We start from the raw sequence: 22,231 nt of genomic DNA, 5'->3' as shown, positions 1-22,231 counted from the left end.
AGCCCTACGGCAGGATCAGCCAGTCCAGGGCGAACGCGGTGAGCAGACCGCCCACCAGGAGCCAGGTGGCCAGCCGGGTACGGCCGTTGCGGGAGAGTTCGATCACGACCCCGCAGAGGATCATGGCGAGTCCGTACACGCCGACGACGAGCACGGACGTATGGCTCGCCAGCCGTACCCCCAGCACCGCGGCCGTCACGACGAGCAGCACCGATCCGGCGACGATCCGCAGCAGCCGTGCCTGCCGGGGCGTGAGGCCGGTCGGCTCCGTCTCGGTCCCGGTCTCCGGGATGTCCTGCTCAGAAGCACTCATGTGCCGGGAGCGTAACGGACTCCCGTTAGGCTGTTCGCATGACGACCGGGGTACGCCGAAGGATGGGCGTCGAGGAGCGCAAGCAGCAGCTGATCGGGGTGGCCCTCGAGCTGTTCAGCCACCGCTCTCCCGACGAGGTCTCCATCGACGAGATCGCCGCGGCCGCGGGCATCTCGCGGCCGCTGGTCTACCACTACTTCCCCGGCAAGCAGTCCCTCTACGAGGCGGCGCTGCGCCGTGCGGCCGACGAGCTGGCCGCGCGCTTCGTGGAGCCGCCGCAGGGCCCGCTCGGTGCGCGGCTGCTGCGGGTGATGGGCCGGTTCTTCGACTTCGTGGAGGGCCACGGCCCGGGTTTCGCGGCGCTGATGCGCGGCGGCCCGGCGGTCGGCTCGTCGACGACGAACGCGATGATCGACGAGGTGCGGCAGGCGGCGTACGAGCAGATCCTGGCCCACCTGGAGGTCGAGGAGCCCTCGGCGCGGCTCGAACTGGTCGTCCGTTCCTGGGTGTCGCTCGCCGAGTCGACGGCGCTGCTGTGGCTCGACGGGCGCCGGGTACCGCGCGGGGAGCTGGAGCTCCAGCTCGTGCACGACTTCTCGGCGTTGATGGCGGTGAGCGCGGCGTACGACGAGGACATGGCTCAGATCGTGGTCCGCGTCCTCGCGGGCGAACCGGCCGACGGGCCGTTCGGCGACCTGGTCGGCCGGCTCGCCGCGCTCGTCCCTCAGGTGCCGGATCAGCGCTTGGCGTAGGACGGATCGAGGTCCCGCACCTCGGCGGAGACCCGGACGCCTTCCGTCTCCTTGAGGTGGCCGGGCACCAGGTCGAGCACGGCCCGGCTGAGGCGGGCCTTGGCCTCCTCGGTGCGGCCGGCGAGCAGCGCGATCTCGACGTGGACCACGGCGTCGTCCGTGGCGCCGTCGCCGACCACCAGCTCCTCGACCTCGCGGAAGCGGGTCTTGCAGGCTTCGAGCCGGGCGTCGACCGTCTCCACGACGAGCCCGTGCAGCGCGAGGGCGAAGCCGCGCCGGTCGAGGGGCGCGGAGTAGTCGACGGTGATCTGGGGCATGGGGGTCGCTCCTGGTGGTCCGGATGTCTGGCCACACCCTTACGGTGATCCCCATGACGGCACAAGTGACCTTCCGGCAGGCGGACGATCGTGACCTGGACGCCTTGGTGGAGCTGCACGACGGTGTGGCGCACCGGATGCTGCGCGAGGGCATCGACCAGTGGCGGCCCGGGTCCCGCGGGCCCGAGCACTTCCGCGCGCGGATCGCGGCGGGCGAGGTGTGGCTGGCGGAGCACGGGGGCCGGGCGGTCGGCGCGTACGAGCTGTGGTGGGAGGACGCGTCGGTCTGGGGGGCGCAGCCGCCGGTGGCGGGCTATGTGCACCGGCTGATGAGCGACCGGGAGGCGGCGCCCGCCGGTACCGGGAGGCGGCTGCTCGCGCACGCGGAGCGGCGGATGACCGCCCGGGGCCGGACGGTGGCGCGGCTCGACTGCGAGGCGCGGGATCCGCGCCTCGGGGCCTACTACCGCGCCGCCGGGTACACGGCCGTCGGCGCGCCTCTGGAGAAGGTCGCCGCCGACGGACGGCGGTACGCGGTGGTGCTCATGGAGAAGGCCCTGGTGTGACGGGAACGCCGGAGGCCGTGCCCCGGTGGTGCCGGGGCACGGCCTCCTCCTCCGTGCGGAAGGTCAGCGCGCCGTGAAGACGGCGACCGTGCGGGCCGGAACCGTGAAGGTGCCGGTGCCGGTCTCGTAGGCGGCGGACCTCACCGTCGCGTCGGAGCCGTTCGCCTGGACCGGGTGGAGGCGGTAGCCCGTCCCGGTCAGGGCGCCGACGGTCTGCTTCTGCTCCTGGGGGGTCGCGTTGAAGACGACGACCAGGTCGCCGAGGCGCATGGTGATCACGCCCGGGGTCTCGTCACGGCCCGACAGCGGGAAGGACAGGGTGTCCTGGACGCGGGCGGCCGTGCCGAGGGAGAAGACCGGCTCGGTGGTACGGATCTTCTGCAGGTCCCGGTAGGCGGCCGAGGCGCCGTCGATCTCCGCGCAGCCGGGCGTGACGGCCTGGTTCACCAGGAGCGGCTTGCCGTAGCCCCACTTGGCCTTGTTGTCGGCGGCCGGCGGGAGGCCCCGTCCGAAGCCGTTGCCGTCGCGGCAGTCCCAGTGGATCGCGTTGAACCAGTCGCCGCTGTCGTACGAGTTGCGGTCGAGGGACTTGGACCGCAGCAGGTCGCTGCCCGCCTGGGAGAGCGCCGGCCCCTGGGAGAGGGTGGCCGTCGCCATGGCGAGGACCTGCATGCGCGCCCGGTCGGCCGCGGACGTGCCGGCCGGCAGCTTGAAGGCGAGGGCGTCGTAGAGGGTCTCGTTGTCGTGGGCGTCGGCGTAGGCGAGGGCGTCGCCGGGTGCGGCGGCGTAGCCGGCCGGGGCGCCGTTGTAGTCGACCTCGGAGCCCTTGACCGTACGGCCGGCGGTGTCGGTGAAGGTGTACGGGGCGAGGTTGCCGGTGAGCCCGACCTTGATCAGGTCCTGGTAGTGGAGGAGCCGGGCCTTCTGCTGCTCCGGGCTGCCGTTCGCGGGCGAGGAGTTGGGGTCGGTGTACAGGCCCGACGCGAAGCCCTGGACCCCGGGGTCCTCGTCGAAGGGGCCGCCGCCGCGGACGGCGTCGCGGGCCCGGTCGGAGAAGGTCGCGACGCCCGTGCCGGCCATGTTCTTCTGGGTGGCCTGGACGAAGCGGGAGTCGTCGGCGATCTCGCCGAAGTTCCAGCCCTCGCCGTAGAGGACGATCGCCTTGCCGTCGACGCCGTCCTTCTCGACGGTCAGGGCGTCGAGCGCCCTGCGGACGGCGAGGATGTTCTCCTTCGGGTGGTGGCCCATGAGGTCGAAGCGGAAGCCGTCGACCTTGTACTGCTTCGCCCAGGTGACGACCGAGTCGACGACGAGCTTGCCCATCATGGCGTTCTCGGGCGCGGTGTTGGCGCAGCAGGTGGAGGTGGCGACGGAGCCGTCGGCCTGGAGGCGCTGGTAGTAGCCGGGCACGATCCTGTCGAGGACGGACTTGTCGGACTGTCCGGCCGCGACGGTGTGGTTGTAGACGACGTCCATGACGGTGCGCAGGCCGTCGTCGTTGAGGGCCTGGACCATCCGCCGGAACTCGACGGTGCGGCGGGTTCCTTCGGGGTCGGTGGCGTACGAGCCCTCGGGCACGGTGTAGTGCAGCGGGTCGTAGCCCCAGTTGTAGGCGTCCTTGGCCGCGGCGGCGGCCACGCAGGCCTGCTGCTCCTCGGAGTCGGGGGCGTAGACCTTCAGGTCGCAGGCGGGTGCGGTCTGCTCGGACTTCTTCTCGGGGATGGTGCCGATGTCGAAGGCCGGGAGCAGGTGGACGTAGCTGGTGCCGGAGTCGGCGAGGGCCTTGAGGTGCCGGGCGCCCTTGCTGTCCTCGTCCGTGAAGGCGAGGTAGGTGCCGCGGTGGCCGGCCTTCGCCGTCGGGTCCGCGACGGAGAAGTCGCGGATGTGCAGCTCCTGGATCTGCGCGTCGCGCAGCGGGACGGCGGCCGGCTTCTTCAGGGTCTTCCAGCCGGCCGGCGCCAGCGCCGGGTCGGCGAGGTCGACGACGAGGCTGCGGGCGGAGTCGGTGGTGAGGGCGGTGGAGTAGGGGTCGGTGACCCGGTTCTCGACGAGCTTCTGGACGCTGGGCGCCCAGACCTTGACGACGTAGCGGTACGGCTTGCCGTTCCAGCTCTTCGGTCCGGTGACGGACCAGACGCCGGAGGACGCGTCGCGGCGCATGGGCACGCTCTTGCCGTCGAGTTCGAGCGCGACGGTCTGGGCCGTCGGGGCCCACACCGACAGGGTCGGGCGGCCGCCGCGGAAGACCGGTCCGAGGCCGGCGCCGGTGGCCCTGCCCGCGTACAGGTCGTCGAGGACGCCGGCGGTCTGGACGCCGGTCGCGGCGAGCAGGGCGCCGTTGGCGGCGCGCTGGGTGGCGATCAGCTGGCCGCGCAGGGCGCCGCGGGCGCGGTCGGCGTCGCGCGGGTCGACGGTGAAGGCCGGGTGGTCGCGCAGGTGCGGGAACCTCGCCTTCTGGGCGTCGGTCAGCGCGGCCGGCGTGAGCCGCAGCCAGCGGCCCTCGGCGCTGAGGGCGCCGTCGGTGACGGTGATGCCGCCGTTCTCCGCGTAGACCAGCTGCTGGCTGGTGGAGTCGGTGGTCTTCACCTTCCAGACGACGGTGTTCCGGTCGATCCACTGGGCCTCGGCCTTGCCGAGGTCGAGGTTCGGGGCGCCGCCGGTCGTCGGGAGCAGGTACTTCTGCTGTCCGGCGAGCAGCCACACCTCGTTGCCGTGGGTGGCGAGGTCGAGGGACTGGTCGGTGGGCAGGTCCTTCTGGTCGCCCTTGTGGACGATGTACGACAGGGAGGTCGCGCCGGCGGCGAGCGGCACCTCGTAGACGGCGCCGTAGGCGTCGACGCGGGTGGGCATCAGCGGCTTGGACCAGTCGGTGGGCTGTGCGGCGCCGGTCCACAGGTGGAGGCCCCAGCCGTCGTAGTTCCCGTCCGCGCGCTGGTAGTGGAGGACGGCCTTCGACCTGTCCTGGGGCACGGGGGCCGGGTTCGTGTCGGACTGGCCGTCCTGGCCCTGCGTGATCCAGACCTCGCCGGTGCGGCCGAGGCTGATGCTTCGCTGCGGGCCGTCGGCGGTGCCGTCCTTCTCGACGGTGTACGCGACGCTGGAGGCACCCTCGGGGACCTTCACCCAGGCGAACGCGCCGAACGCGTCACGGCCGCTGAAGACGGCCTCCTGGCCCGCGGTCCTGAGCTTCCAGCCGTCGTAGTCGCCGTCCTGGCGCTTGTAGTGGACGACGGCGTACGGGCGCTCGACGGCGACGGGCTTCTCGGGCGCGGGGACCTGGCCCGCGGTGCTCGTGGCGAGGGCGCTCGCGGTGCGTCCGGCGGCGTCGACGGCGACGGCCTTGTAGCGCAGGGTGGTGCCGGCGGGCGCGGTGACGTGCTGGGTGACCTTGTAGGGCGCGTGGTCGGCGGTGCCGAGGGTCTTCCAGGGGCCGTTGCCGACCTGGGCGGCGAAGACGACGCGGTTGAGGCCGCCGCCGGTGACGTCGGCGGAGAGCTCGACGGTGCCGGTGGCTCCGGCGGCCGGGGCCTTCAGGCTGACGGCGGGCTTGGCGGCAGGGGCCGGGAGCGGCGCGTCGGCCTTCAGGACCAGCGAGGACAGGGCCGGGACGGTGACGGTGACCGCTCCGTCCTCGGCCGTGACGGCGCCCTGCCCCCCGTACAGGGCGTGGAAGGCGGCCGAGTCGACGGGCACGGTGACGGTCCGGTCGGTGGTGGCGCTGTTGGTGGCGACCAGGTACTCGGTGCGCTGCGCGGCGTCCGTGCGGGAGAAGGCGTAGACGGAGCCCTCGGCGTACCGCTCCTGCTGGACGCCGTCGCGCAGCGCCGGGTGGTCCTTGGTGAGCTTCGACAGCCGGGCGATCGACCGGTAGACCGGGTGCGTGGTGTCGTACGCGTCGGAGGCGTGGGTGCGGTCGGTGCCGAGCTGGTCGTCGTCGAGGTAGTCGGCGGTCCGCGAGGCGAACAGGGTCTGGCGGGCGTCCTTGTCGCCGCCGGCGCCGGTGTAGCCCTGCTCGTCGCCGTAGTAGACGACCGGGTTGCCGCGCGAGAGGAACATCAGCTCGTTGGCGAGGCGGGCCCGCCGGACGAGTTCGGCGTCGGAGGCGCCCGGGTTGTCCTGCTTCAGGAAGGTCCCGATGCGGCCCATGTCGTGGTTGCCGAGGAAGCTGACCTGCTCGTAGGCGTTGGCCTTGTCGGTGGTGTAGCGGTAGTCCCCGGCGAAGACCCCGGCGAGCCGGTCGGCGCCGGCGCCCTGGGAGGCGAAGGCGCGGGCGGCGTCCTGGAAGGGGAAGTCGAGGGTGGCGTCGAGCCGGCCGCGGGTGACGTAGGGGCTGGTGACGGTGGTGTCGGCGGAGTAGACCTCGCCGAACATGAAGAAGTCGTCCCGGCCCTGCTTCCTGGCGTAGGAGTCGAGCGCGGTGGCCCACTGGGTCCAGAAGTCCAGGTCGACGTGCTTGACGGTGTCGATGCGGAAACCGTCGATGTCGAAGTCGTGGACCCACTTCTCGTAGATCCTCTTCATGCCCTCGACGACCTCGGGCCGCTCGGTCCACAGGTCGTCGAGGCCGACGAAGTCGCCGTACTCGGCGGACTCGCCGGCCCAGGTGGAGTCGCCCCGGTTGTGGTACATCGTCGGGTCGTTGAGCCAGGCGGGGACCTTGGCGGCCTTGTCGTCGGGCTTCTGGACGGGCGTGTACGGGAACGCGTCGGCGTCGGTCTGCGGGCGCGGCCCGGCGGCGCGGTCGTCGAAGGGACGGCCGGTGGCGTCGAGGTACGGGTAGGCGCCCTTGGGGCGGTAGCCGTACTTCTTCTCGGCGTAGTCGACGGTGTCCGCGGTGTGGTTGGTGATGACGTCGAAGAAGACCTTCATGCCCTTGGCGTGGGCGGCGGCGATGAGCTTCCTCAGGTCGTCGTTGGTGCCGAAGTGCGGGTCGACCTGGGTGAAGTCGGTGATCCAGTAGCCGTGGTAGCCGGCGCTGGCGTCCTTGCCCTCGCCCTGCACCGGCCGGTTCTTGAAGATCGGCGCCATCCAGATGGCGGTGGTGCCGAGGCCCTTGATGTAGTCGAGCCGCTCGGTGAGGCCCTTGAGGTCGCCGCCCTGGTAGAAGCCCTTGTCGGCGGGGTCGAAGCCGGTGGCCGTGCGGCTGCCGGTGAGGCCGCCGCGGTCGTTGGACGGGTCGCCGTTGGCGAAGCGGTCGGGCAGGACGAAGTAGAACTGCTCACGGGTGAGGTCGTGCCGGGCGGGGGCCGCGGCGAGCGCCCGGTCGGAGGGCGGCGCCGGGGGCCGGGGCGCCGCGGCCGCGGGGACGGCGGGCACGAGAGCGGCGCACAGGGCGGCGGCCAGCGCGGCCGCCGTTCTCTTGCGTGTCACGGGGGTGCTCCCTGGAGGTACGGGAAGAGAGGGCCGCCCCGGCGGGGCGGCCCTTGTGCGGGAGGAAGGTCAGTTGCGGAAGGTGTCGTTCAGGACGACCTGGCCGGAGGCGGGGACGGTCGCGGTGCGGTTGGCACCGGACTCCCAGGTGACGTTTCCGGCCGCGTCCTTGCGGACGTACTTGTACTCGAAGGCCGTGCCGGCGGGCAGCGTGACGGCGAGCTTCCACACCGGGTACGCGGCGGGGTCGAGCTTGAGGGCGGCGGCCGGGGACCAGTTGCCGAGCTCGGGACGGTTGCCGGTGACGTAGACGTTCTGGCCGCTGACCGTGGTGGCGTTGACGTTGAACGAGGCGCCGGTGGTGACCGCCTGGGACGCGCAGCTCGTGGCGTTGACGTGGAGGGCGAGGGCGGTGTTGGCCCCGAGGGTGGCGGTGAACTGGCCGGTGGAGTTCACGGTCACGGGGTTGCCGCTCTGCACGTCGCAGTAGGTGCCGGCGGGCAGGGAGGTCTGGAAGGTGCGGCTGAGGGCCGAGGTCTCGTGGTTGATGGCCACGTAGGCCTTGCTGCCGCGGCCGAACGCGACGGCGTTGTTGCCGTTGTCCCACCAGTCGGTGACGGCCTGGCCGCGGGCGGTGTTGCGGAAGGCCACCATGGAGGAGATCTCGCGCCAGGCGTGCTGGCACTTCCAGCCGTTGCTGTAGCAGGCGCTCACCTGGTGGTTGTTGGGCGCGCCGGCGTCCTTGTCGCTCCACTCGTAGCCGGAGTGGACGTCCGGGGAGCCGTAGGGCCAGGCGAGCATGAAGACGGAGGCGAGGGTGTAGTTCGCGCCGTCCTTGTAGTTGAGGGTGTCGCCGCCGCGCTCGGTGTCGTGGTTGTCGACGAAGACGCCGGACTGCCCGCTCGGCATGTAGCCCCAGGCCTCGCCGAAGTTCTTGAGGTAGGCGAGCTTCTCGTTCTGCAGGACCCGCTTGAGGTCGCGGGCGTAGCGGAACTCCTGGACGTCGCCGTTGCCGAGGTACTCGCTCGGGGAGACGGCCTCGCCGGCGCCGTGGATGGCCTCCTGCTTCCAGTAGACGGAAGGATTCGTCAGCCGGGACTTGATGTTGGCGAGGTCGGCGGCCGGCATGTGCTTGGCGGCGTCGACACGGAAGCCGTCGACACCGAGCGACAGCAGGTCGTTCATGTAGGCGGCTATCCGGCCGCGGACCCAGTCCTCGCCCGTGTCGAGGTCGGCGAGGCCCACGAGTTCGCAGTTCTGGACGTTCGCCTTGTCCTGGTAGTTGGAGACGGTGGCCCGGCAGTCGTCCATGTCGGCGCCGGAGTAGATGCCGGGGTAGTTGTACTTGCTGTAGGCGGATCCGCCGGTGCCGGTGAAGGTGGCGTTGGGGTCCGACGGTCCGGCCATGTGGTTGACGACCGAGTCGGCGACGACCTTCACCCCTGCCGCGTGGCAGGTGTCGATCATGCTCTTGAACGCGGTGCGGTCGCCCAGCGGACCGGCGATCTTGTAGCTGACGGGCTGGTAGGCGGTCCACCACTGTGTGCCCTGGATGCGCTCCTGGGGCGGGGAGACCTGCACGTAGCCGTAGCCGGCGGGGCCGAGCTGGTCGGTGCATGCCTTGGCCACCGAGGCGAAGTTCCACTCGAACATCACCGCGGTGACGTCCTTGGTCCCGGGGGCCGAGGCCTGCGCGGTGGGGGTTCCCGTGACGGCCACAGCGGCTCCAGCCACAAGGGCGAGTGCAGCGGCCACGGTCTTTCTTGCCATGCTTCCTCCTGTACGACGTCCCTGTCGCAAGAGCGGCTCTCGGGCTCTGGAGAGCCGGTTCGCAAGAAGTTGCCGAAACTGACAGCAACTGTTTTCAGCCGCGACGGTAGGGGTGCACAGGCGTGTGGTCAAGAGTTCGAACATCTCAACGCAAAGGCTTGCGCAAGGAGTTACGAAGGCGTATGCGGCGGCTGCGCCGTCGAGCCGCGCACCACCAGCTCGGGCTGGAACACGAACTCCGTGCGCTGCACCGGGTTTCCCTCGATCTCCTCGAGGAGCGCGCCGACCGCCGCCGTCGCCATGGCCTGCACCGGCTGGCGCACGGTGGTCAGCGGCGGATCGGTGAACGCGATCAGCGGGGAGTCGTCGAAGCCGACCACCGAGACGTCACGGGGCACGTCGAGGCCCCGGGCGCGCGCGGCCCGGATCACGCCGAGCGCCATCAGGTCGGAGCCGCACACGATCGCGGTGCAGCCCTCGGCGAGCAGCAGGTCGGCGGCGGCGTGGCCGCCCTCCACACCGAACAGGGTGGGCCGCACGAGACGTTCGGCCTCCTCCCGCTCGACGCCCAGCTGGTCGCGGAGTTCGGCGGCGAAGCCCTCCGCCTTGCGGCGCGAGGGCACGTAACGGGTCGGCCCGATGGCGAGCCCGATCCGTTCGTGGCCGAGCTCGACCAGGTGCCGTACGGCCATGCGGGCCGCGGCGCGGTCGTCGGGCGAGACGAAGTTGGCGTCGATGTGCTCGTTGAAGCCGTTGATGAGGACGAACGGCACCCCGCGCGCGGCGAGCCGGGTGTAGCGGACCGGGTCGGCGCTCGCGTCGGCGTGCAGCCCGGACAGGAACACGATCCCTGCCACACCGCGCTCCACCAGCTGCTCGACCAGCTCGTCCTCGGTGGCGCCGCCCGGCATCTGGGTGCAGAGCACCGGGGTGTAGCCGTACCCGGCCAGGACCTGTTCGATGACCTGGGCGAAGGCCGGGAAGATGGGGTTGGTCAGCTCCGGCACGACCAGGCCGATGAGGCCGGCGCTGCGCCGTTTGAGCCGTACGGGACGCTCGTAGCCCAGCACGTCGAGCGCGGCGAGCACCTTGTGGCGGGTCGCGCCCGCCACTCCCGCCTTGCCGTTGAGCACCCGGCTGACGGTCGCCTCGCTCACCCCGGACTGGGCCGCGATGTCCGCGAGCCGCGGGGCGCCGGCTCCGGCGCCCCGCGGCAGGGGGATCGTCACACCGCCCACCAGGCGGTGCTGTCGGCGGGCAGTTCCGCTGTGCCCTCGCCGTCGGCAGCGACGATCCTGATCTCCTCGTTGGAGAGGAGCAGCCGGCCGGGCAGCGGGACGGAGATGGCCCGGCCGGTGGTGTTGGCGACGCAGACGAAGCCGTCGCGTCGGAAGGCGAGGACGCCCTCGGGGGCGTCCAGCCACTCGACGGCCTCGCCGGCGCCGAGCCCGGGCTGCGTGCGGCGCACGGCGAGCGCGCTGCGGTACAGCTCCAGGGTGGAGGTGGGGTCGCCGGTCTGCGCCTCGACGCTCAGGCCGCCCCAGGTGCCGGGCTGCGGCAGCCAGGAGCCGCCGGCCCCGAAGCCGTACGAGGAGCCCTCGACGGTCCACGGGATCGGCACCCGGCAGCCGTCGCGGAAGCCGTCCTGACCGGTGGCCCGGAAGAAGGACGGGTCCTGGCGGACCTCGTCGGGCAGGTCGGTGACGTCGGGCAGGCCGAGCTCCTCGCCCTGGTAGACGTACGCGGAGCCGGGGAGCGCCAGCATCAGCAGGGTGGCGGCGCGGGCCCGGCGCAGACCGAGCTCGCGGTCGCCGGGGGTGCGCAGCTGGGTGCCGAGGCCCGCCGGGTTGGCGAAGCGGGTGGCGTGCCGGGTGACGTCGTGGTTGGACAGCACCCAGGTGGTGGGGGCGCCGACCGGCTCCATCGCGGCGAGCGAGGCGTCGATCACGCCGCGCAGTTCGGCGGCGTCCCAGTGGGTGCCCAGGTACTGGAAGTTGAAGGCCTGGTGCATCTCGTCGGGGCGCACGTAGTTGGCGGTGCGCTCGACGGTCGGGGTCCAGGCCTCGGCGACGAGGACGCGCTCGCCGTCGTACTCCGAGAGGACCTTGCGCCAGGAGCGGTAGATCTCGTGGACGCCGTCCTGGTCGAAGAAGGGCATGACGTCGTTGCCGAGCAGCTTCAGCTGGTCGTGGGCGCCGATGTCGGGCAGGCCCGCGGCCTTGACCAGGCCGTGGGCGACGTCGACGCGGAAGCCGTCGACACCCATGTCGAGCCAGAAGCGCAGGATGGAGCGGAACTCGTCGCGGACGGCCGGGTGTTCCCAGTTGAAGTCGGGCTGCTCGGGCGCGAAGAGGTGGAGGTACCAGTCGCCGGGCGTGCCGTCCGGGTTCTCCGTGCGGGTCCAGGCGGGGCCGCCGAAGATGGACTCCCAGTCGTTGGGCGGGAGTTCGCCGTTCGTGCCCTTGCCGGCGCGGAAGTGGTAGCGCTCGCGCAGCGGGGAGCCGGGGCCCTCGCGCAGGGCGCGCTGGAACCACTCGTGCTGATCGGAGGAGTGGTTGGGGACCAGGTCGACGATGATCCTGAGGCCCAGCTCGTGGGCCTCGCGGATCACGGCGTCGGCGTCGTGGAGCGTGCCGAACATGGGGTCGATGGCCCGGTAGTCGGCGACGTCGTAGCCGGCGTCGGCCTGCGGGGAGGCGTAGAACGGGGAGAGCCAGACGGCGTCGACGCCGAGCTCCTTGAGGTACGGCAGCCGGCTGCGGATGCCCGGCAGGTCGCCCATGCCGTCACCGTTGCCGTCGGCGAAGCTGCGCGGGTAGACCTGGTAGATCACCGCGTCTCTCCACCAGCCCGACTGCGTGCCGGTGGCGGTTGCGGCGTCGGCGGGGGCGGCGAGGTGCTGGGTCATGTCTTCCTTGCGTCGTAAGGAGCGTGCGGACACGGGATGCGCGGACACGGGGCCCGGCCGGGCTCAGCCCTTGACGGCGCCGGCGGACATGCCGGTCACCAGGTGGCGCTGGGCGAAGAGGAACACCAGGGCGGCGGGGACGGCGATGAGCACGGAGGCCGCGGACATCGGGCCCCACTGGGCGCCGTACTGGTTGACGAACTTCTGGAGTCCGCCGGCGAGGGTCAGGTTCTCGTCGCCGACCATGAAGGCGGACGCGTAGGCGACCTCGCTCCAGGCGGTGATGAAGGAGTAGAAGGCGGTGACCGCGATGCCCGGCTTGGCGAGCGGCAGGATCAGCCGCCAGAAGGTGCCGAACGGCGTGAGGCCGTCGACGTAGCCCGACTCGTCGATCTCCCTCGGGACCGTGTCGAAGAAGCCCTTCATCATCCACGCGCAGAACGGGACGGCGATGGTCAGGTACGTGATGACCAGGCCGGCCGCGCTGTTGAGCAGGCCCATCGCGGACATGATGTTGTAGATCGGCACGATGAGGACGGCGACCGGGAACATCTGGGTGACCAGCAGCGTCCACATCAGTCCGCGCTTGCCGGGGAACCGGAAGCGGCTGACGGCGTAGCCGGTGGTGGAGGAGACGAAGACGCCGAGGACCGTGGTCAGGGCGGCGATCAGCAGCGAGTTGCCGAACCAGGTGAGGAACGGGGTGTCGTTCAGGAGGTTCGTGTAGTTCTCGAGCGTCGGCTCCTTCACGAAGTCCGTGGTGGTCGCGAACTTCGCGGGCTTGAGCGAGGTCAGCAGGACCCACAGCACCGGGAAGACGGCGATCACGGAGGCGACGATCAGGGTCGCGTGCAGGCCGACCGAGGCGAGCGGCGAGCGGCGGCCGCGGCGCGGCGCGGCGGCCGGGGACCCGGGGCGGGCCTTCCCGCGGTTGCCGGCGCGGTTCTTCGCGTGGGCGGGGGCGGTTGCGGTGGTCACCAGACTTCTCCCTGCTTGCGGAGGACCCGCCGGTAGACCGCGGCGAAGACCATCAGGAGGACCAGGATCAGCACGCCCCACGTGGAGGACTGCGCGTAGTCGCGCGGGCTGATCTCGAAGGAGAACTTGTAGGCCTGGGTCACGAGGATCTGCGTGGCCTCGCCGGGCCCGCCCCGGGTGAGCAGGAAGATCACCGGGAACATGTTGAAGGTCCAGATGGTGCTCAGCAGGATCACCGTCGTGCTGACGGACCGCAGCCCGGGCAGGGTGATGTGGCGGAAGCGCTGGAGGGCGCCGGCGCCGTCCATCTCGGCGGCCTCGTAGAGCTCGCCGGGGATGGACTGGAGCCCGCCGAGGAGGGCGACCATCATGAACGGGACGCCGAGCCAGACGTTGACGGCGATGACCGAGAACTTGGCCCAGGTGGGGTCGTTGAGCCACGGCACCGCGTCGATGCCGCCGCCCGCGAGGATCTTGTTGAGCAGGCCGTTGTCCTCGTTGTAGAGGAAACGCCAGGCGAAGACGGAGACGAAGCCGGGCACGGCCCAGGGCAGGATCAGCAGCATCCGGTAGAAGGAGCGGCCGGCGATCTTGCGGTTGAGCAGGTTGGCGAGACCGAGTCCGAGGGCGAAGGTGACCGAGACACAGGCCACCGTCCACACCAGGGTCCAGCCCAGGGTGCTGAGGAACTGGCTTCCGGTGAGCGCGTCCACGTAGTTGTCCACGCCGACGAACTCGTAGCTCGCCGGGATGTGGTTGACGCCGATGGAACGCTCGACGTTGCGCTCGTTGGCGTCCGTGAGCGACAGCCAGATGCCGCGGACCAGCGGGTATCCGATGATCACGCCGATCACGAGCACGACCGGGGCGACCATCGCCCAGGCGTACCAGTGGGTGGAGAGGGAACGCCTTGCCGCTCCCTGCCGGTTGCCAGTTCCGCGGCGCCGGCCGCGGGCGATGTCGTCGCCCGCGGCCTTCGCCACCGACTGGCTGCTGGTGTCCACAGCCATCAGCCGGTCTGCCTTCCTTCCCGCTTCGTCATTTCCCGGCGAGCCCTCGCGGACCCGTTACTTCCAGTCCTTCAGGAGCTTGCGGTAGGACTCGCCCGCCGTCTTCGCTCCCTGCTCCGGGGTGGCCTGGTTGGTGAGGACCTTGGTGTACTCGGTGACGAGCGGGGCGAAGAGGCTGCCGCCCTCCGGGATCCACGGGCGCTCGACGGACTTCTCGACGACCGGCTTGAAGAAGGTGATCATCTCGTTGGTGGCCACCTCCGTCTTGCCGTAGACCGAGGTACGGGTCGGGAGCAGGCTGAGCTCCTTGCCGACCTGGGCCTGCACCTCGGGCGAGCTCATGTACTCGACGAAGGCGTACGAGGCGTCCAGGTTCTTGGAGCCCGCGTAGACGGCGAGGTTGTGGCCGCCCTGCGGGGCGCCCTGACCGGCGGAGCCGGCCGGGACCGGGGCGATGCCGAGGTTGGCCTTGTCGGCGAACTCCTTGCCGGCGTAGGTGTCGGCGACGGCCCACGGGCCGTTGATCATCATCGCGACCTTGCCGTCCTTGAAGGCCGACTGCATGTTGTTCCAGCCGTCGGTGGCGTCGGTCTTCGCGGCACCGGAGTCGACCAGGTCCTTGACGACCTTCAGCGCCTTGACGCCGGCGGCGTTGTCGATGGTGACGGTCTTGGTGTCGGCGTTGACCATGTCGCCGCCCTCGCCGTACAGGAAGGAGAGGAACCAGTAGGCGTCGTCACCGCGCAGGTACAGGCCGGTCTTGCCGGTCTTCTGCTTGATCTTGGCGGAGACGGCCTTCAGCTCGTCGACGGTCTTGGGGACCTCGACGCCGGCGTCCTTGAAGATCTTCTTGTTGTAGAAGATGCCCATGGAGTCGATGACCTGCGGCACGGCGTAGGTCTTGCCGTTGTACTTCGTGGACGCGGCGGCCTGCTTGAGGAAGTCGTCCTGGTCCTTCAGGGCGGCGGTGCCGTCCAGCGGGGCGAGGTAGCCGAGGTTCGCGAAGTCCGGGGTCCAGGCGACCTCGGAGCGGATCACGTCGGGCGCGCCGGAGCCGGACTGGGCGGCGTTCTTGAACTTGTTCTGGGCGTCGCCGAAGGGCACGTTGACGTACTTGACCGTGACCTTGGGGTGCTTCTTGGTGAAGCCCTCGGCGATCTTCTTGAAGACCTTGTCCTCGGAGCCCACCGTGGAGGTGTCCCACCAGGTCACGGTGCCGGAGAGCTCGCCCGAGCCCTTCGAGCCGCCGTCCTTCGAACCGCTGTCGCTTCCGCACGCCGCCAGGGTCACGCCCAGGGCGGCGACCAGCGCGGTGGCCGCTATGCCACGCCGCATGTGAACTCCTTCAGATGGTCCCGGATGGACGAGGGGCTGGAACCTTCCTCATGCGACCGCTCCCTCGCGGCGCGCCGGGTTGCCAGGAACGTAACAGGGATGAAAACGAGCCGAAAGAGCTTGCGTCAAATTTCTGCAAGACACGGCGATCGTTACATCCACGTGTCCCTAAGGTTGCCGACGAGCCGCTTGACAGCTTCCGGGACCCGACATCTCTTGCAAGAACTTGCGAAAACCTGACGACAACGGCCGGAACCCGCGTTCGGTGGGCAATCCGACGCCCGACCGGTACAGTCCACTCCCATGACCGCGCGGCTCGCCGACATCGCAGCCCAGGCGGGGGTCAGTGAAGCCACAGTCAGCCGCGTGCTCAACGGCAAGCCCGGTGTGGCCGCGGCCACCCGTGAATCCGTGCTTGCCGCACTCGACGTGCTCGGCTACGAGCGCCCCGTGCGGCTGCGCCAGCGCAGCGCGGGCCTCGTCGGACTCATAACCCCCGAACTGGACAACCCGATCTTCCCCGCGCTCGCGCAGGTCATCGGGCAGGCCCTCACCCGGCAGGGATACACCCCGGTGCTCGCCACCCAGACCCCCGGCGGGTCCACGGAGGACGAGCTCACCGACATGCTGGTCGAGCGGGGCGTGGCCGGCATCATCTTCGTCTCCGGGCTGCACGCCGACACCACGGCCGACACCACCCGCTACGACCAGCTGCGCGGCAAGGGCGTCCCGTACGTCCTCATCAACGGCTTCTCCCCCAAGGTCCAGGCCCCCTTCGTCTCGCCCGACGACCGGGCGGCGATGGTGCTGGCCGTGACGCACCTGGCGGCGCTCGGCCACACCCGGATCGGGCTCGCCGTCGGCCCCAAGCGCTTCGTGCCCGTCCTGCGCAAGATCGAGGGTTTCCGCAAGGGCATGCAGGACCGCTTCGGCCTCGAGCCCGAGGAGACCGAGCAGCTCGTCCAGCACTCCCTCTACACCCTGGAGGGCGGCCAGGCCGCCGCCTCCGCGCTCATCGCCAAGGGCTGCACCGCGGTCGTCTGCGCGAGCGACATGATGGCGCTCGGCGCGATCCGGGCGGCCCGGCAGCGGGGCCTCCAGGTCCCGAAGGACGTCTCGGTGGTCGGCTTCGACGACTCTCCGCTCATAGCCTTCACCGATCCGCCGCTCACCACGATCCGCCAGCCGGTGCAGGCGATGGGCCAGGCGGCGGTGCGGGCCCTCCTGGAAGAGGTCGGCGGCACCCCGGCCCCGCACAGCGAGTTCGTCTTCATGCCCGAGCTGGTGGTGCGCGGCTCGACCGCCTCGGCCCCGGCCGCTCCGCCCCGGCCCCCTCAGGGCTGACGTCCGTCGGAAGGTGGACCGGGTGCGCCCCGAACCCGACTGGAGGATGATCGGTCGGGGGGAAGGGATCTGGCAGACTCTCCTCCTATGGGTGAAACGACCGTGAAGAGTTTGGAAAACCGGACGACCCCGTCGTCACCCATCGTGGCCGACGGACGGTGGGCACGGCTGCGCGCCCGCACGCCGCGGCGACCGCGGATCTGGTTCGAGATCCTGCTCATCGCGGTCAGCTACTGGCTGTACTCGCTCATCCGCAACGCGGTGCCCGAGCAGAAGGCCCAGGCGCTGAAGAACGCGGACTGGATCTGGCAGGCCGAGCACTCGATCGGCCTGGCCTTCGAGCACACCGTCAACCACGCCGTGAACTCGGTGACATGGCTGATCGTGTCGATGAACTACTACTACGCCACTCTGCACTTCGTCGTGACGATCGGTGTGCTGGTGTGGCTGTACCGGTGGCAGCCGGGCCGTTACGCGGCGTTCCGCACCGTCCTGTTCGCGACGACGGGCGTGGCCCTGGTCGGCTACTACCTGTACCCGCTGGCCCCGCCGCGGCTGATGAACGGGCAGAACTTCATCGACACGGTGCTCGTGCACCACACCTGGGGCTCGATGGCCTCGGGCAACCTCAAGCACATGTCGAACCAGTACGCGGCGATGCCGTCGATGCACATCGGCTGGTCGCTGTGGTGCGGCGTGACCATCTTCCTGCTCGCGAAGGCGCCCTGGGCGCGGATCCTCGGCCTGCTCTACCCGATGGCGACGCTGGTCGTCATCGTGGCCACCGCCAACCACTTCTGGATGGACGCGGTGGGCGGCATCATCTGCCTGGCCTTCGGCTTCGCCGTCTCGTACGTCTGGTACGGCTCGCGCCCGCACAAGCTCCCGAAGCTGGTGGAACCGGCCGCGTCGACGCCGCAGGGCGTCACGCGGGGTGACACCCGGGGCGGCCCGCGTGACGGGGCGGACCGCGCGTCCGAGGACGCCGAGGAACGCGACGGGGAGCGGGTCAGCTCCTCCAGGTGATCCGCCCGCCGGCGACGGTGAGGCGGACCGGCGCCTCGGCGGTCTCGTCGGACCCGGCCTCGGCCGGGTCGACCGCGAAGGCGGTGAGATCCGCGCGATGGCCGACGGCGATCCGGCCCGAGAACCGCTCCTCTCCCGCCGCCAGGGCCGCGTGGGTGGTCGTGCCCTCCAGCGCCATCAGGCCGGTCAGTCCCGGCCGGGCCGAGGCGGCGCCGCGGAGGCCCGTGCGGTGGCGAGGACCTGACGGGCGTCGTAGTGGGCGATGGGCCAGTCCGAGCCGAGCGCGAGGACGGCGCCCGCGTCCCTGAGTCGCGGCAGTGCCAGGCCCGCGCGGCCCGCTCGTCGCCGAGCCGCCTGGACCACTCGTCGGTGCCGTCGGCGCGCGTGCAGGCGGTGTGCGGGGGCTGCATCGAGGCGACGACGCCGAGCGCGGCGAAGCGGCCGAGCCGGCCGTCGGGGACGGTCTCGATGTGCTCGATCCGGTGCCGCGGGCCGCCTCTCCCCAGGCCTTCCACGGTGTCCAGGGCGTGCCGGACGGCCGCGTCGCCGATCGCGTGGGTGGCCGTGCCGACGCCCGCGCGGTGGAGGTGCCGTACGGCGGCGGAGTACGCGGCCGGGTCGGGCCAGAAGGCGTCGGTGCCCTGGCCGTGGCAGTCGGCGTGCTCCAGCCAGGCGGTGCCGCCCTCGACGGTGGCTTCCATGAAGAACTTGACGCCCCTGGGACGCGGCCATGACCGCCTGGGCCCGCTCGTACGGCGCCGCCTTCGCCGCCCATCCGCGCACGATTCCGCTGCTCACCACCTCGCGGGTACGCGCGCCGACGGTGCTCCTGCAGTACGAGAAGGCCGTCGTCCGCCTCCTGGACGCGGGCTTCCCGCTCGCGGACGTGATGCCGGTGATCACCGGCCTGGAAAACCTGGTGCTCGGCTCCGCCCTCGACATGGCGGCGCCCGAGATGATGTGGGAACTCGCCGACGAGACCGCCACGCCAGGCCTCGCGGACGCCGTGGCGGCGGTCGCGGGAAGTCGCGCGGACGCGGCCTTCGAGCTGGCGCTCGCGGGCTACGCGGAGCACTGCCGGAAGCTGCTGAACACCACGTGGAGGCCTATGCTCTTTCTGTGGGCCCCGTTCGGACCGCTGGATGCCGTGAATCCGGATCGGAGGCGAGGATGCTGATCCATCGCGCCACGGCGGCCGCCCTGTTCGTCGTCCTGGCCCTCACCGCCTTCCTCGTCCCCTCCCCCGCCGCCTCCGCCGCGGCCGCCCAACCCGGGCCCGGGACACTCGTGGTGAGCTACGAACCCGGCGAGACCGAGGCGGACCGGGCCGAGCAGGAGTTCCCGACGGGGTGAACGGGCTCCACGGGCCGACCGGGCTGGGTCGGCGTCAGGTCCCGTAGGAGTCAAGGCCCGTCGGCGTCGGGACCCGCTGCGTCAGGCCCCGTAGAACAGCTCCTCCATCACCGCCCGCGCGCGGCGGGTGATCCGGCGGTAGTCGTCCACCATCTCGCCGACGTGGCCGGGCCCGTAGCCCATGTACCGGCCCACCGCCGCCAGTTCGCGCGGCTCGGACGGGAAGGTGTCGCCGGGCCGGCCGCGGACCAGCATCACCGCGTTGCGCACCCGGGTGGCGAGCACCCAGGCCTCGTCCAGGATCTGCGCCTCGTCCGTCGGGATGAGACCGGCCGCGTGGGCGGCGGCCAGGGCCTCGCGGGTACGGGGGGTGCGCAGGCCCGGCTCGGCCCAGCCGTGCCGCATCTGGAGCAGCTGCACCGTCCACTCGACGTCGCTCAGCCCGCCCCGGCCCAGCTTGGCGTGCAGGGTCGGGTCGGCGCCGCGCGGCAGCCGCTCGGTCTCCATGCGGGCCTTGAGGCGGCGGATCTCGCGTACCGCCTCGTCGCCCAGCCCTTCCATCGGGTAGCGCAGCGGGTCGACCAGGTCGATGAACCGCCGGCCGAGCTCCACGTCGCCGGCCATCGGTGCGGCCCGCAGCAGGGCCTGGCTCTCCCAGACCAGGGACCAGCGGCGGTAGTAGGCCTCGTAGGACTTCAGGGTGCGGGCGAGCGGGCCGTTCCTGCCCTCCGGGCGCAGGTCGGCGTCGATGAGCAACGGCGGGTCGGCCGTGGGCAGCTGGAGCAGCCGGCGCATCTCGGTGACCACCTTGTTCGCGGCCCGCGCCGCCTCCTGCTCGTCGACGCCCTCGCGTGGTTCGTGCACGAACAGCACGTCCGCGTCGGAGCCGTAGCCGAGCTCGTGCCCGCCGAAGCGGCCCATGCCGATGACCGCGAAGCGGGTCGGCATCTCGTCGCCCCACTCCTCGCGCACGGCGGCCCGCAGCGCGCCCGCGATGGTGGCCGCGTTGAGGTCGGTGACGGCCTGCCCGACCCGGTCGACCAGCGCGCCGGGGTCGGGTTCCCTGGGGAGGTCCTCCGTGCCGTACGAGCCGATGAGGTCGGCCGCGGCGGTACGGAACAGCTCCCGGCGGCGCACCCCGCGGGCCGCCGCCACCGCCTGCTCGGCGCCGTCCGCGCGGCCGACCGCGGCGAGGACCTCCTGCTCCAGGTGGTCCCGGCCGCGGGACCTGAGACCTTCGGGGTCGCCGAGGATCGCGACCGCCTCGGGTGCGCGGAGCAGCAGGTCGGGCGCGAGCCGGCCGGCCGAGAGGACCCGGGCGAGGTTCTCGGCGGCGGCGCCCTCGTCCCGGAGCAGCCGCAGGTACCAGGGCGTCTTGCCGAGTGCGTCGGAGACCTTGCGGAAGCCGAGCAGGCCGGCGTCCGGGTCGGCCGAGTCGGCGAACCAGCCGAGCAGCACCGGCAGCAGCGTCCGCTGGATCGCGGCCTTGCGGCTGACCCCGGAGGACAGGGCCTCCAGGTGGCGCAGGGCGGCGGCGGGATCGGCGTAACCGAGCGCTTCGAGCCGCTGGCCGGCGGCCTTCGGGCTGAGCCGGATCTCGCCGGGGGCGAGCTGGGCGACGGCGTCGAGGAGCGGCCGGTAGAACAGCTTCTCGTGCAGGCGCCGGACGACGGCCGCGTGCCGCTTCCACTCGCGGTTCAGCTCGGCGACCGGGTCGGTGCGCAGTCCGAGCGAGCGGCCGAGGCGGCGCAGGTCGTCCTCGGCCTCGGGGACGAGGTGGGTGCGGCGCAGCCGGTACAGCTGGATGCGGTGCTCCATGGCGCGCAGGAAGCGGTAGGCGTCGTCGAGCTGGGCGGCGTCGGCGCGGCCGACGTAGCCGCCGGCGGCGAGGGCGGCGAGCGCGTCGAGGGTGGTGCCGCTGTGCAGCGAGGCGTCGCTGCGGCCGTGCACCAACTGAAGGAGCTGCACGGCGAACTCGACGTCGCGCAGGCCGCCGGGGCCGAGCTTGAGCTCGCGGTCGATCTGCGCGGCGGGAATGTTGTCGACGACCCGGCGGCGCATCTTCTGCACGTCGGGGACGAAGTTCTCGCGCTCGGCCGCCTGCCAGACCAGCGGGGAGACGGCGTCGATGTACGCGGCGCCGAGCTCGGCGTCGCCGGCCACCGCCCGGGCCTTCAGCAGGGCCTGGAACTCCCAGGTCTTCGCCCAGCGCTGGTAGTAGGCGAGGTGGGAGGAGAGGGTCCGCACGAGCGGGCCGTTGCGGCCCTCCGGGCGGAGGTTGGCGTCGACGGGCCAGATGCTGCCCTCGACGGTGGTCTCCGAGCAGATCCGCATGAGGTGGGAGGCGAGCCGGGTCGCGGCCTGGAGCGCCTTGGCCTCGCCGCCGTCCCGGGCGGCGGCCTCGTCCGCCGCCTCCCCGACGAAGATCACGTCGACGTCGGAGACGTAGTTGAGCTCGTTGCCGCCGCACTTGCCCATCGCGATGACGGCGAGCCGGCACTGGGCCGCGTCCTCGGGCGCGGCCGCGCGGGCGAGGCGGAGCGCGGCGCGCAGGGTCGCCGTGGCGAGGTCGGCGAGTTCGGCGGCGGTCTGGGCGACGTCGGTGGTGCCGCACACGTCACGGGCGGCGATGGACAGCAGACAGCGGCGGTAGGCGACCCGCAGCGAGACCAGGTCGGTGGCCTCGGCGAGCCCGCGCTCGAACTCGGCGACGCCCGGGTGCAGATCGGCCGCCTCGTAGGTGACCAGGGCGTGCCAGTCGCGCGGGTGGCGGGCGAGGTGGTCGGCGAGCGCCTCGGAGGTGCCGAGCACGCCGAGCAGCCGGTCGCGGAAGGGCTTCGCGGAGAGCAGCGTGGTGGTGAGGGCCGGGCGCTCGGCCTCCGGCTGGGCCTCGACGAGCCGGACCAGACCGCGCAGCGCGAGGTCGGGATCGGCGGTGGCGCCGAGGGCGTCCAGGAGGACGGAGTCACCGCGCAGCGGCGTGAGCTCGTCCAGGTCGAGCAGCCGCTCGGCGGCGGACGGATCGGTGAATCCGTGTCGCAGCAGCCGGCTGAACGTGCTGCTCCTGCGTCCCGGCACCGTCATCCCGCCGCTCCTCCACCGGTCGATCGAGCCCCGGCCCGAGCCTATCCGGCGAACCGGTCCCAGGGCGTGCCGGGGAGCGCGGGGCGGGTCCTGGCGGCAGAATCG

At 71.7% G+C, this 22,231-nt stretch carries 15 protein-coding genes and 2 pseudogenes; 6 read left to right on the top strand and 11 right to left on the bottom strand.

Features of this window, described 5'->3' with window-relative positions; translation table 11 throughout:
* Positions 1-4: 4 nt before the first annotated feature.
* Positions 5-313 (bottom strand): hypothetical protein, encoded by a 309-nt coding sequence (locus tag ACFY8W_RS14700; RefSeq protein WP_391104692.1) that lies wholly within the window; start codon positions 311-313, stop codon positions 5-7.
* Positions 314-351: 38 nt separating this feature from the next.
* On the opposite strand from ACFY8W_RS14700, the gene ACFY8W_RS14695 reads away from it, so the two are divergent.
* Positions 352-1,065, top strand: coding sequence for a TetR family transcriptional regulator (locus tag ACFY8W_RS14695; protein WP_391104690.1), 714 nt, complete (start codon positions 352-354; stop codon positions 1,063-1,065).
* On the opposite strand, the gene ACFY8W_RS14690 is transcribed toward ACFY8W_RS14695, so the two are convergent.
* Complete coding sequence (locus ACFY8W_RS14690; protein WP_391104687.1) at positions 1,050-1,382, bottom strand: 5-carboxymethyl-2-hydroxymuconate Delta-isomerase; 333 nt, start codon at positions 1,380-1,382, stop codon at positions 1,050-1,052. The two genes, ACFY8W_RS14695 and ACFY8W_RS14690, sit on opposite strands and share 16 nt — an antisense overlap.
* A gap of 53 nt (positions 1,383-1,435) precedes the next feature.
* Between ACFY8W_RS14690 and ACFY8W_RS14685 the strand changes: the two genes are divergently transcribed.
* Positions 1,436-1,948 (top strand): GNAT family N-acetyltransferase, encoded by a 513-nt coding sequence (locus ACFY8W_RS14685; protein ID WP_391104685.1) that lies wholly within the window; start codon positions 1,436-1,438, stop codon positions 1,946-1,948.
* 63 nt (positions 1,949-2,011) lie between these two features.
* Here the strand turns inward: ACFY8W_RS14685 and pulA are convergent, their stop codons facing one another.
* From pulA to ACFY8W_RS14650, 7 genes are all read right to left on the bottom strand, one after another.
* Complete coding sequence (gene pulA, locus ACFY8W_RS14680) at positions 2,012-7,318, bottom strand: pullulanase-type alpha-1,6-glucosidase (RefSeq protein WP_391104682.1); 5,307 nt, start codon at positions 7,316-7,318, stop codon at positions 2,012-2,014.
* Between the two features lie 69 nt (positions 7,319-7,387).
* Positions 7,388-9,088: a carbohydrate-binding module family 20 domain-containing protein gene (locus ACFY8W_RS14675; RefSeq protein ID WP_391104679.1), complete on the bottom strand. Its 1,701-nt coding sequence runs from the start codon at positions 9,086-9,088 to the stop codon at positions 7,388-7,390.
* Positions 9,089-9,258: 170 nt separating this feature from the next.
* Positions 9,259-10,326: a substrate-binding domain-containing protein gene (locus ACFY8W_RS14670; protein ID WP_391104676.1), complete on the bottom strand. Its 1,068-nt coding sequence runs from the start codon at positions 10,324-10,326 to the stop codon at positions 9,259-9,261.
* The gene (locus tag ACFY8W_RS14665; RefSeq protein ID WP_391104673.1) at positions 10,314-11,996 is read right to left on the bottom strand and encodes an alpha-amylase family glycosyl hydrolase; all 1,683 of its coding nucleotides are present in this window, start codon (positions 11,994-11,996) and stop codon (positions 10,314-10,316) included. Before ACFY8W_RS14665 ends, ACFY8W_RS14670 begins: the two co-directional genes overlap by 13 nt.
* Before the next feature lie 63 nt (positions 11,997-12,059).
* On the bottom strand, positions 12,060-12,974 hold the full coding sequence (locus tag ACFY8W_RS14660) for an ABC transporter permease subunit (RefSeq protein WP_391104670.1): 915 nt from the start codon (positions 12,972-12,974) through the stop codon (positions 12,060-12,062).
* The gene (locus ACFY8W_RS14655) at positions 12,971-13,984 is read right to left on the bottom strand and encodes an ABC transporter permease subunit (RefSeq protein ID WP_391104667.1); all 1,014 of its coding nucleotides are present in this window, start codon (positions 13,982-13,984) and stop codon (positions 12,971-12,973) included. Before ACFY8W_RS14655 ends, ACFY8W_RS14660 begins: the two co-directional genes overlap by 4 nt.
* A 57-nt stretch (positions 13,985-14,041) precedes the next feature.
* On the bottom strand, positions 14,042-15,319 hold the full coding sequence (locus ACFY8W_RS14650; RefSeq protein WP_391104664.1) for an extracellular solute-binding protein: 1,278 nt from the start codon (positions 15,317-15,319) through the stop codon (positions 14,042-14,044).
* A 303-nt stretch (positions 15,320-15,622) separates the two neighbouring features.
* Here ACFY8W_RS14650 and ACFY8W_RS14645 point away from each other — a divergent pair, with 303 nt between their 5' ends.
* Together ACFY8W_RS14645 and ACFY8W_RS14640 are read left to right on the top strand one after the other, a co-directional pair.
* The gene (locus tag ACFY8W_RS14645) at positions 15,623-16,663 is read left to right on the top strand and encodes a substrate-binding domain-containing protein (RefSeq protein ID WP_391104661.1); all 1,041 of its coding nucleotides are present in this window, start codon (positions 15,623-15,625) and stop codon (positions 16,661-16,663) included.
* Positions 16,664-16,750: 87 nt separating this feature from the next.
* Positions 16,751-17,689, top strand: a complete 939-nt coding sequence (locus ACFY8W_RS14640; RefSeq protein ID WP_391104659.1) for a phosphatase PAP2 family protein — start codon at positions 16,751-16,753, stop codon at positions 17,687-17,689.
* Here ACFY8W_RS14640 and ACFY8W_RS14635 read toward each other — a convergent pair.
* Positions 17,673-18,426 (bottom strand): annotated as a pseudogene (locus ACFY8W_RS14635) (amidohydrolase family protein); the annotation flags it as partial. The gene ACFY8W_RS14640 and the pseudogene ACFY8W_RS14635 overlap by 17 nt on opposite strands.
* Between ACFY8W_RS14635 and ACFY8W_RS14630 the strand changes: the two are divergent.
* A pseudogene (locus tag ACFY8W_RS14630) lies at positions 18,402-18,866 on the top strand (TetR/AcrR family transcriptional regulator C-terminal domain-containing protein); the annotation flags it as partial. The pseudogenes ACFY8W_RS14635 and ACFY8W_RS14630 sit on opposite strands and share 25 nt — an antisense overlap.
* A complete protein-coding gene (locus ACFY8W_RS14625; protein WP_391104656.1) occupies positions 18,860-19,042 on the top strand; it encodes a hypothetical protein in 183 nt (60 codons plus the stop codon). The pseudogene ACFY8W_RS14630 and the gene ACFY8W_RS14625, both read left to right, overlap by 7 nt.
* An 81-nt stretch (positions 19,043-19,123) precedes the next feature.
* Here the strand turns inward: ACFY8W_RS14625 and ACFY8W_RS14620 are convergent, their stop codons facing one another.
* A complete protein-coding gene (locus ACFY8W_RS14620) occupies positions 19,124-22,126 on the bottom strand; it encodes a bifunctional [glutamine synthetase] adenylyltransferase/[glutamine synthetase]-adenylyl-L-tyrosine phosphorylase (RefSeq protein WP_391104653.1) in 3,003 nt (1,000 codons plus the stop codon).
* Positions 22,127-22,231: the final 105 nt, after the last annotated feature.

The sequence above is a fragment of the Streptomyces sp. NPDC012637 genome, from assembly GCF_042954805.1.
Classification (GTDB): domain Bacteria; phylum Actinomycetota; class Actinomycetes; order Streptomycetales; family Streptomycetaceae; genus Streptomyces.
This window is presented reverse-complemented; position numbering and strand designations above follow the sequence as displayed.

Bases quoted from the DNA above. Each gene is read 5' to 3' on its own strand.
- ACFY8W_RS14700 (WP_391104692.1), bottom strand. From the start codon at position 313: ATGAGTGCTTCTGAGCAGGACATCCCGGAGACCGGGACCGAGACGGAG.
- ACFY8W_RS14695 (WP_391104690.1), top strand. From the start codon at position 352: ATGACGACCGGGGTACGCCGAAGGATGGGCGTCGAGGAGCGCAAGCAG.
- ACFY8W_RS14690 (WP_391104687.1), bottom strand. From the start codon at position 1,382: ATGCCCCAGATCACCGTCGACTACTCCGCGCCCCTCGACCGGCGCGGC.
- ACFY8W_RS14685 (WP_391104685.1), top strand. From the start codon at position 1,436: ATGACGGCACAAGTGACCTTCCGGCAGGCGGACGATCGTGACCTGGAC.
- ACFY8W_RS14675 (WP_391104679.1), bottom strand. From the start codon at position 9,088: ATGGCAAGAAAGACCGTGGCCGCTGCACTCGCCCTTGTGGCTGGAGCC.
- ACFY8W_RS14665 (WP_391104673.1), bottom strand. From the start codon at position 11,996: ATGACCCAGCACCTCGCCGCCCCCGCCGACGCCGCAACCGCCACCGGC.
- ACFY8W_RS14655 (WP_391104667.1), bottom strand. From the start codon at position 13,984: ATGGCTGTGGACACCAGCAGCCAGTCGGTGGCGAAGGCCGCGGGCGAC.
- ACFY8W_RS14650 (WP_391104664.1), bottom strand. From the start codon at position 15,319: ATGCGGCGTGGCATAGCGGCCACCGCGCTGGTCGCCGCCCTGGGCGTG.
- ACFY8W_RS14645 (WP_391104661.1), top strand. From the start codon at position 15,623: ATGACCGCGCGGCTCGCCGACATCGCAGCCCAGGCGGGGGTCAGTGAA.
- ACFY8W_RS14640 (WP_391104659.1), top strand. From the start codon at position 16,751: ATGGGTGAAACGACCGTGAAGAGTTTGGAAAACCGGACGACCCCGTCG.
- ACFY8W_RS14625 (WP_391104656.1), top strand. From the start codon at position 18,860: ATGCTGATCCATCGCGCCACGGCGGCCGCCCTGTTCGTCGTCCTGGCC.
- ACFY8W_RS14620 (WP_391104653.1), bottom strand. From the start codon at position 22,126: ATGACGGTGCCGGGACGCAGGAGCAGCACGTTCAGCCGGCTGCTGCGA.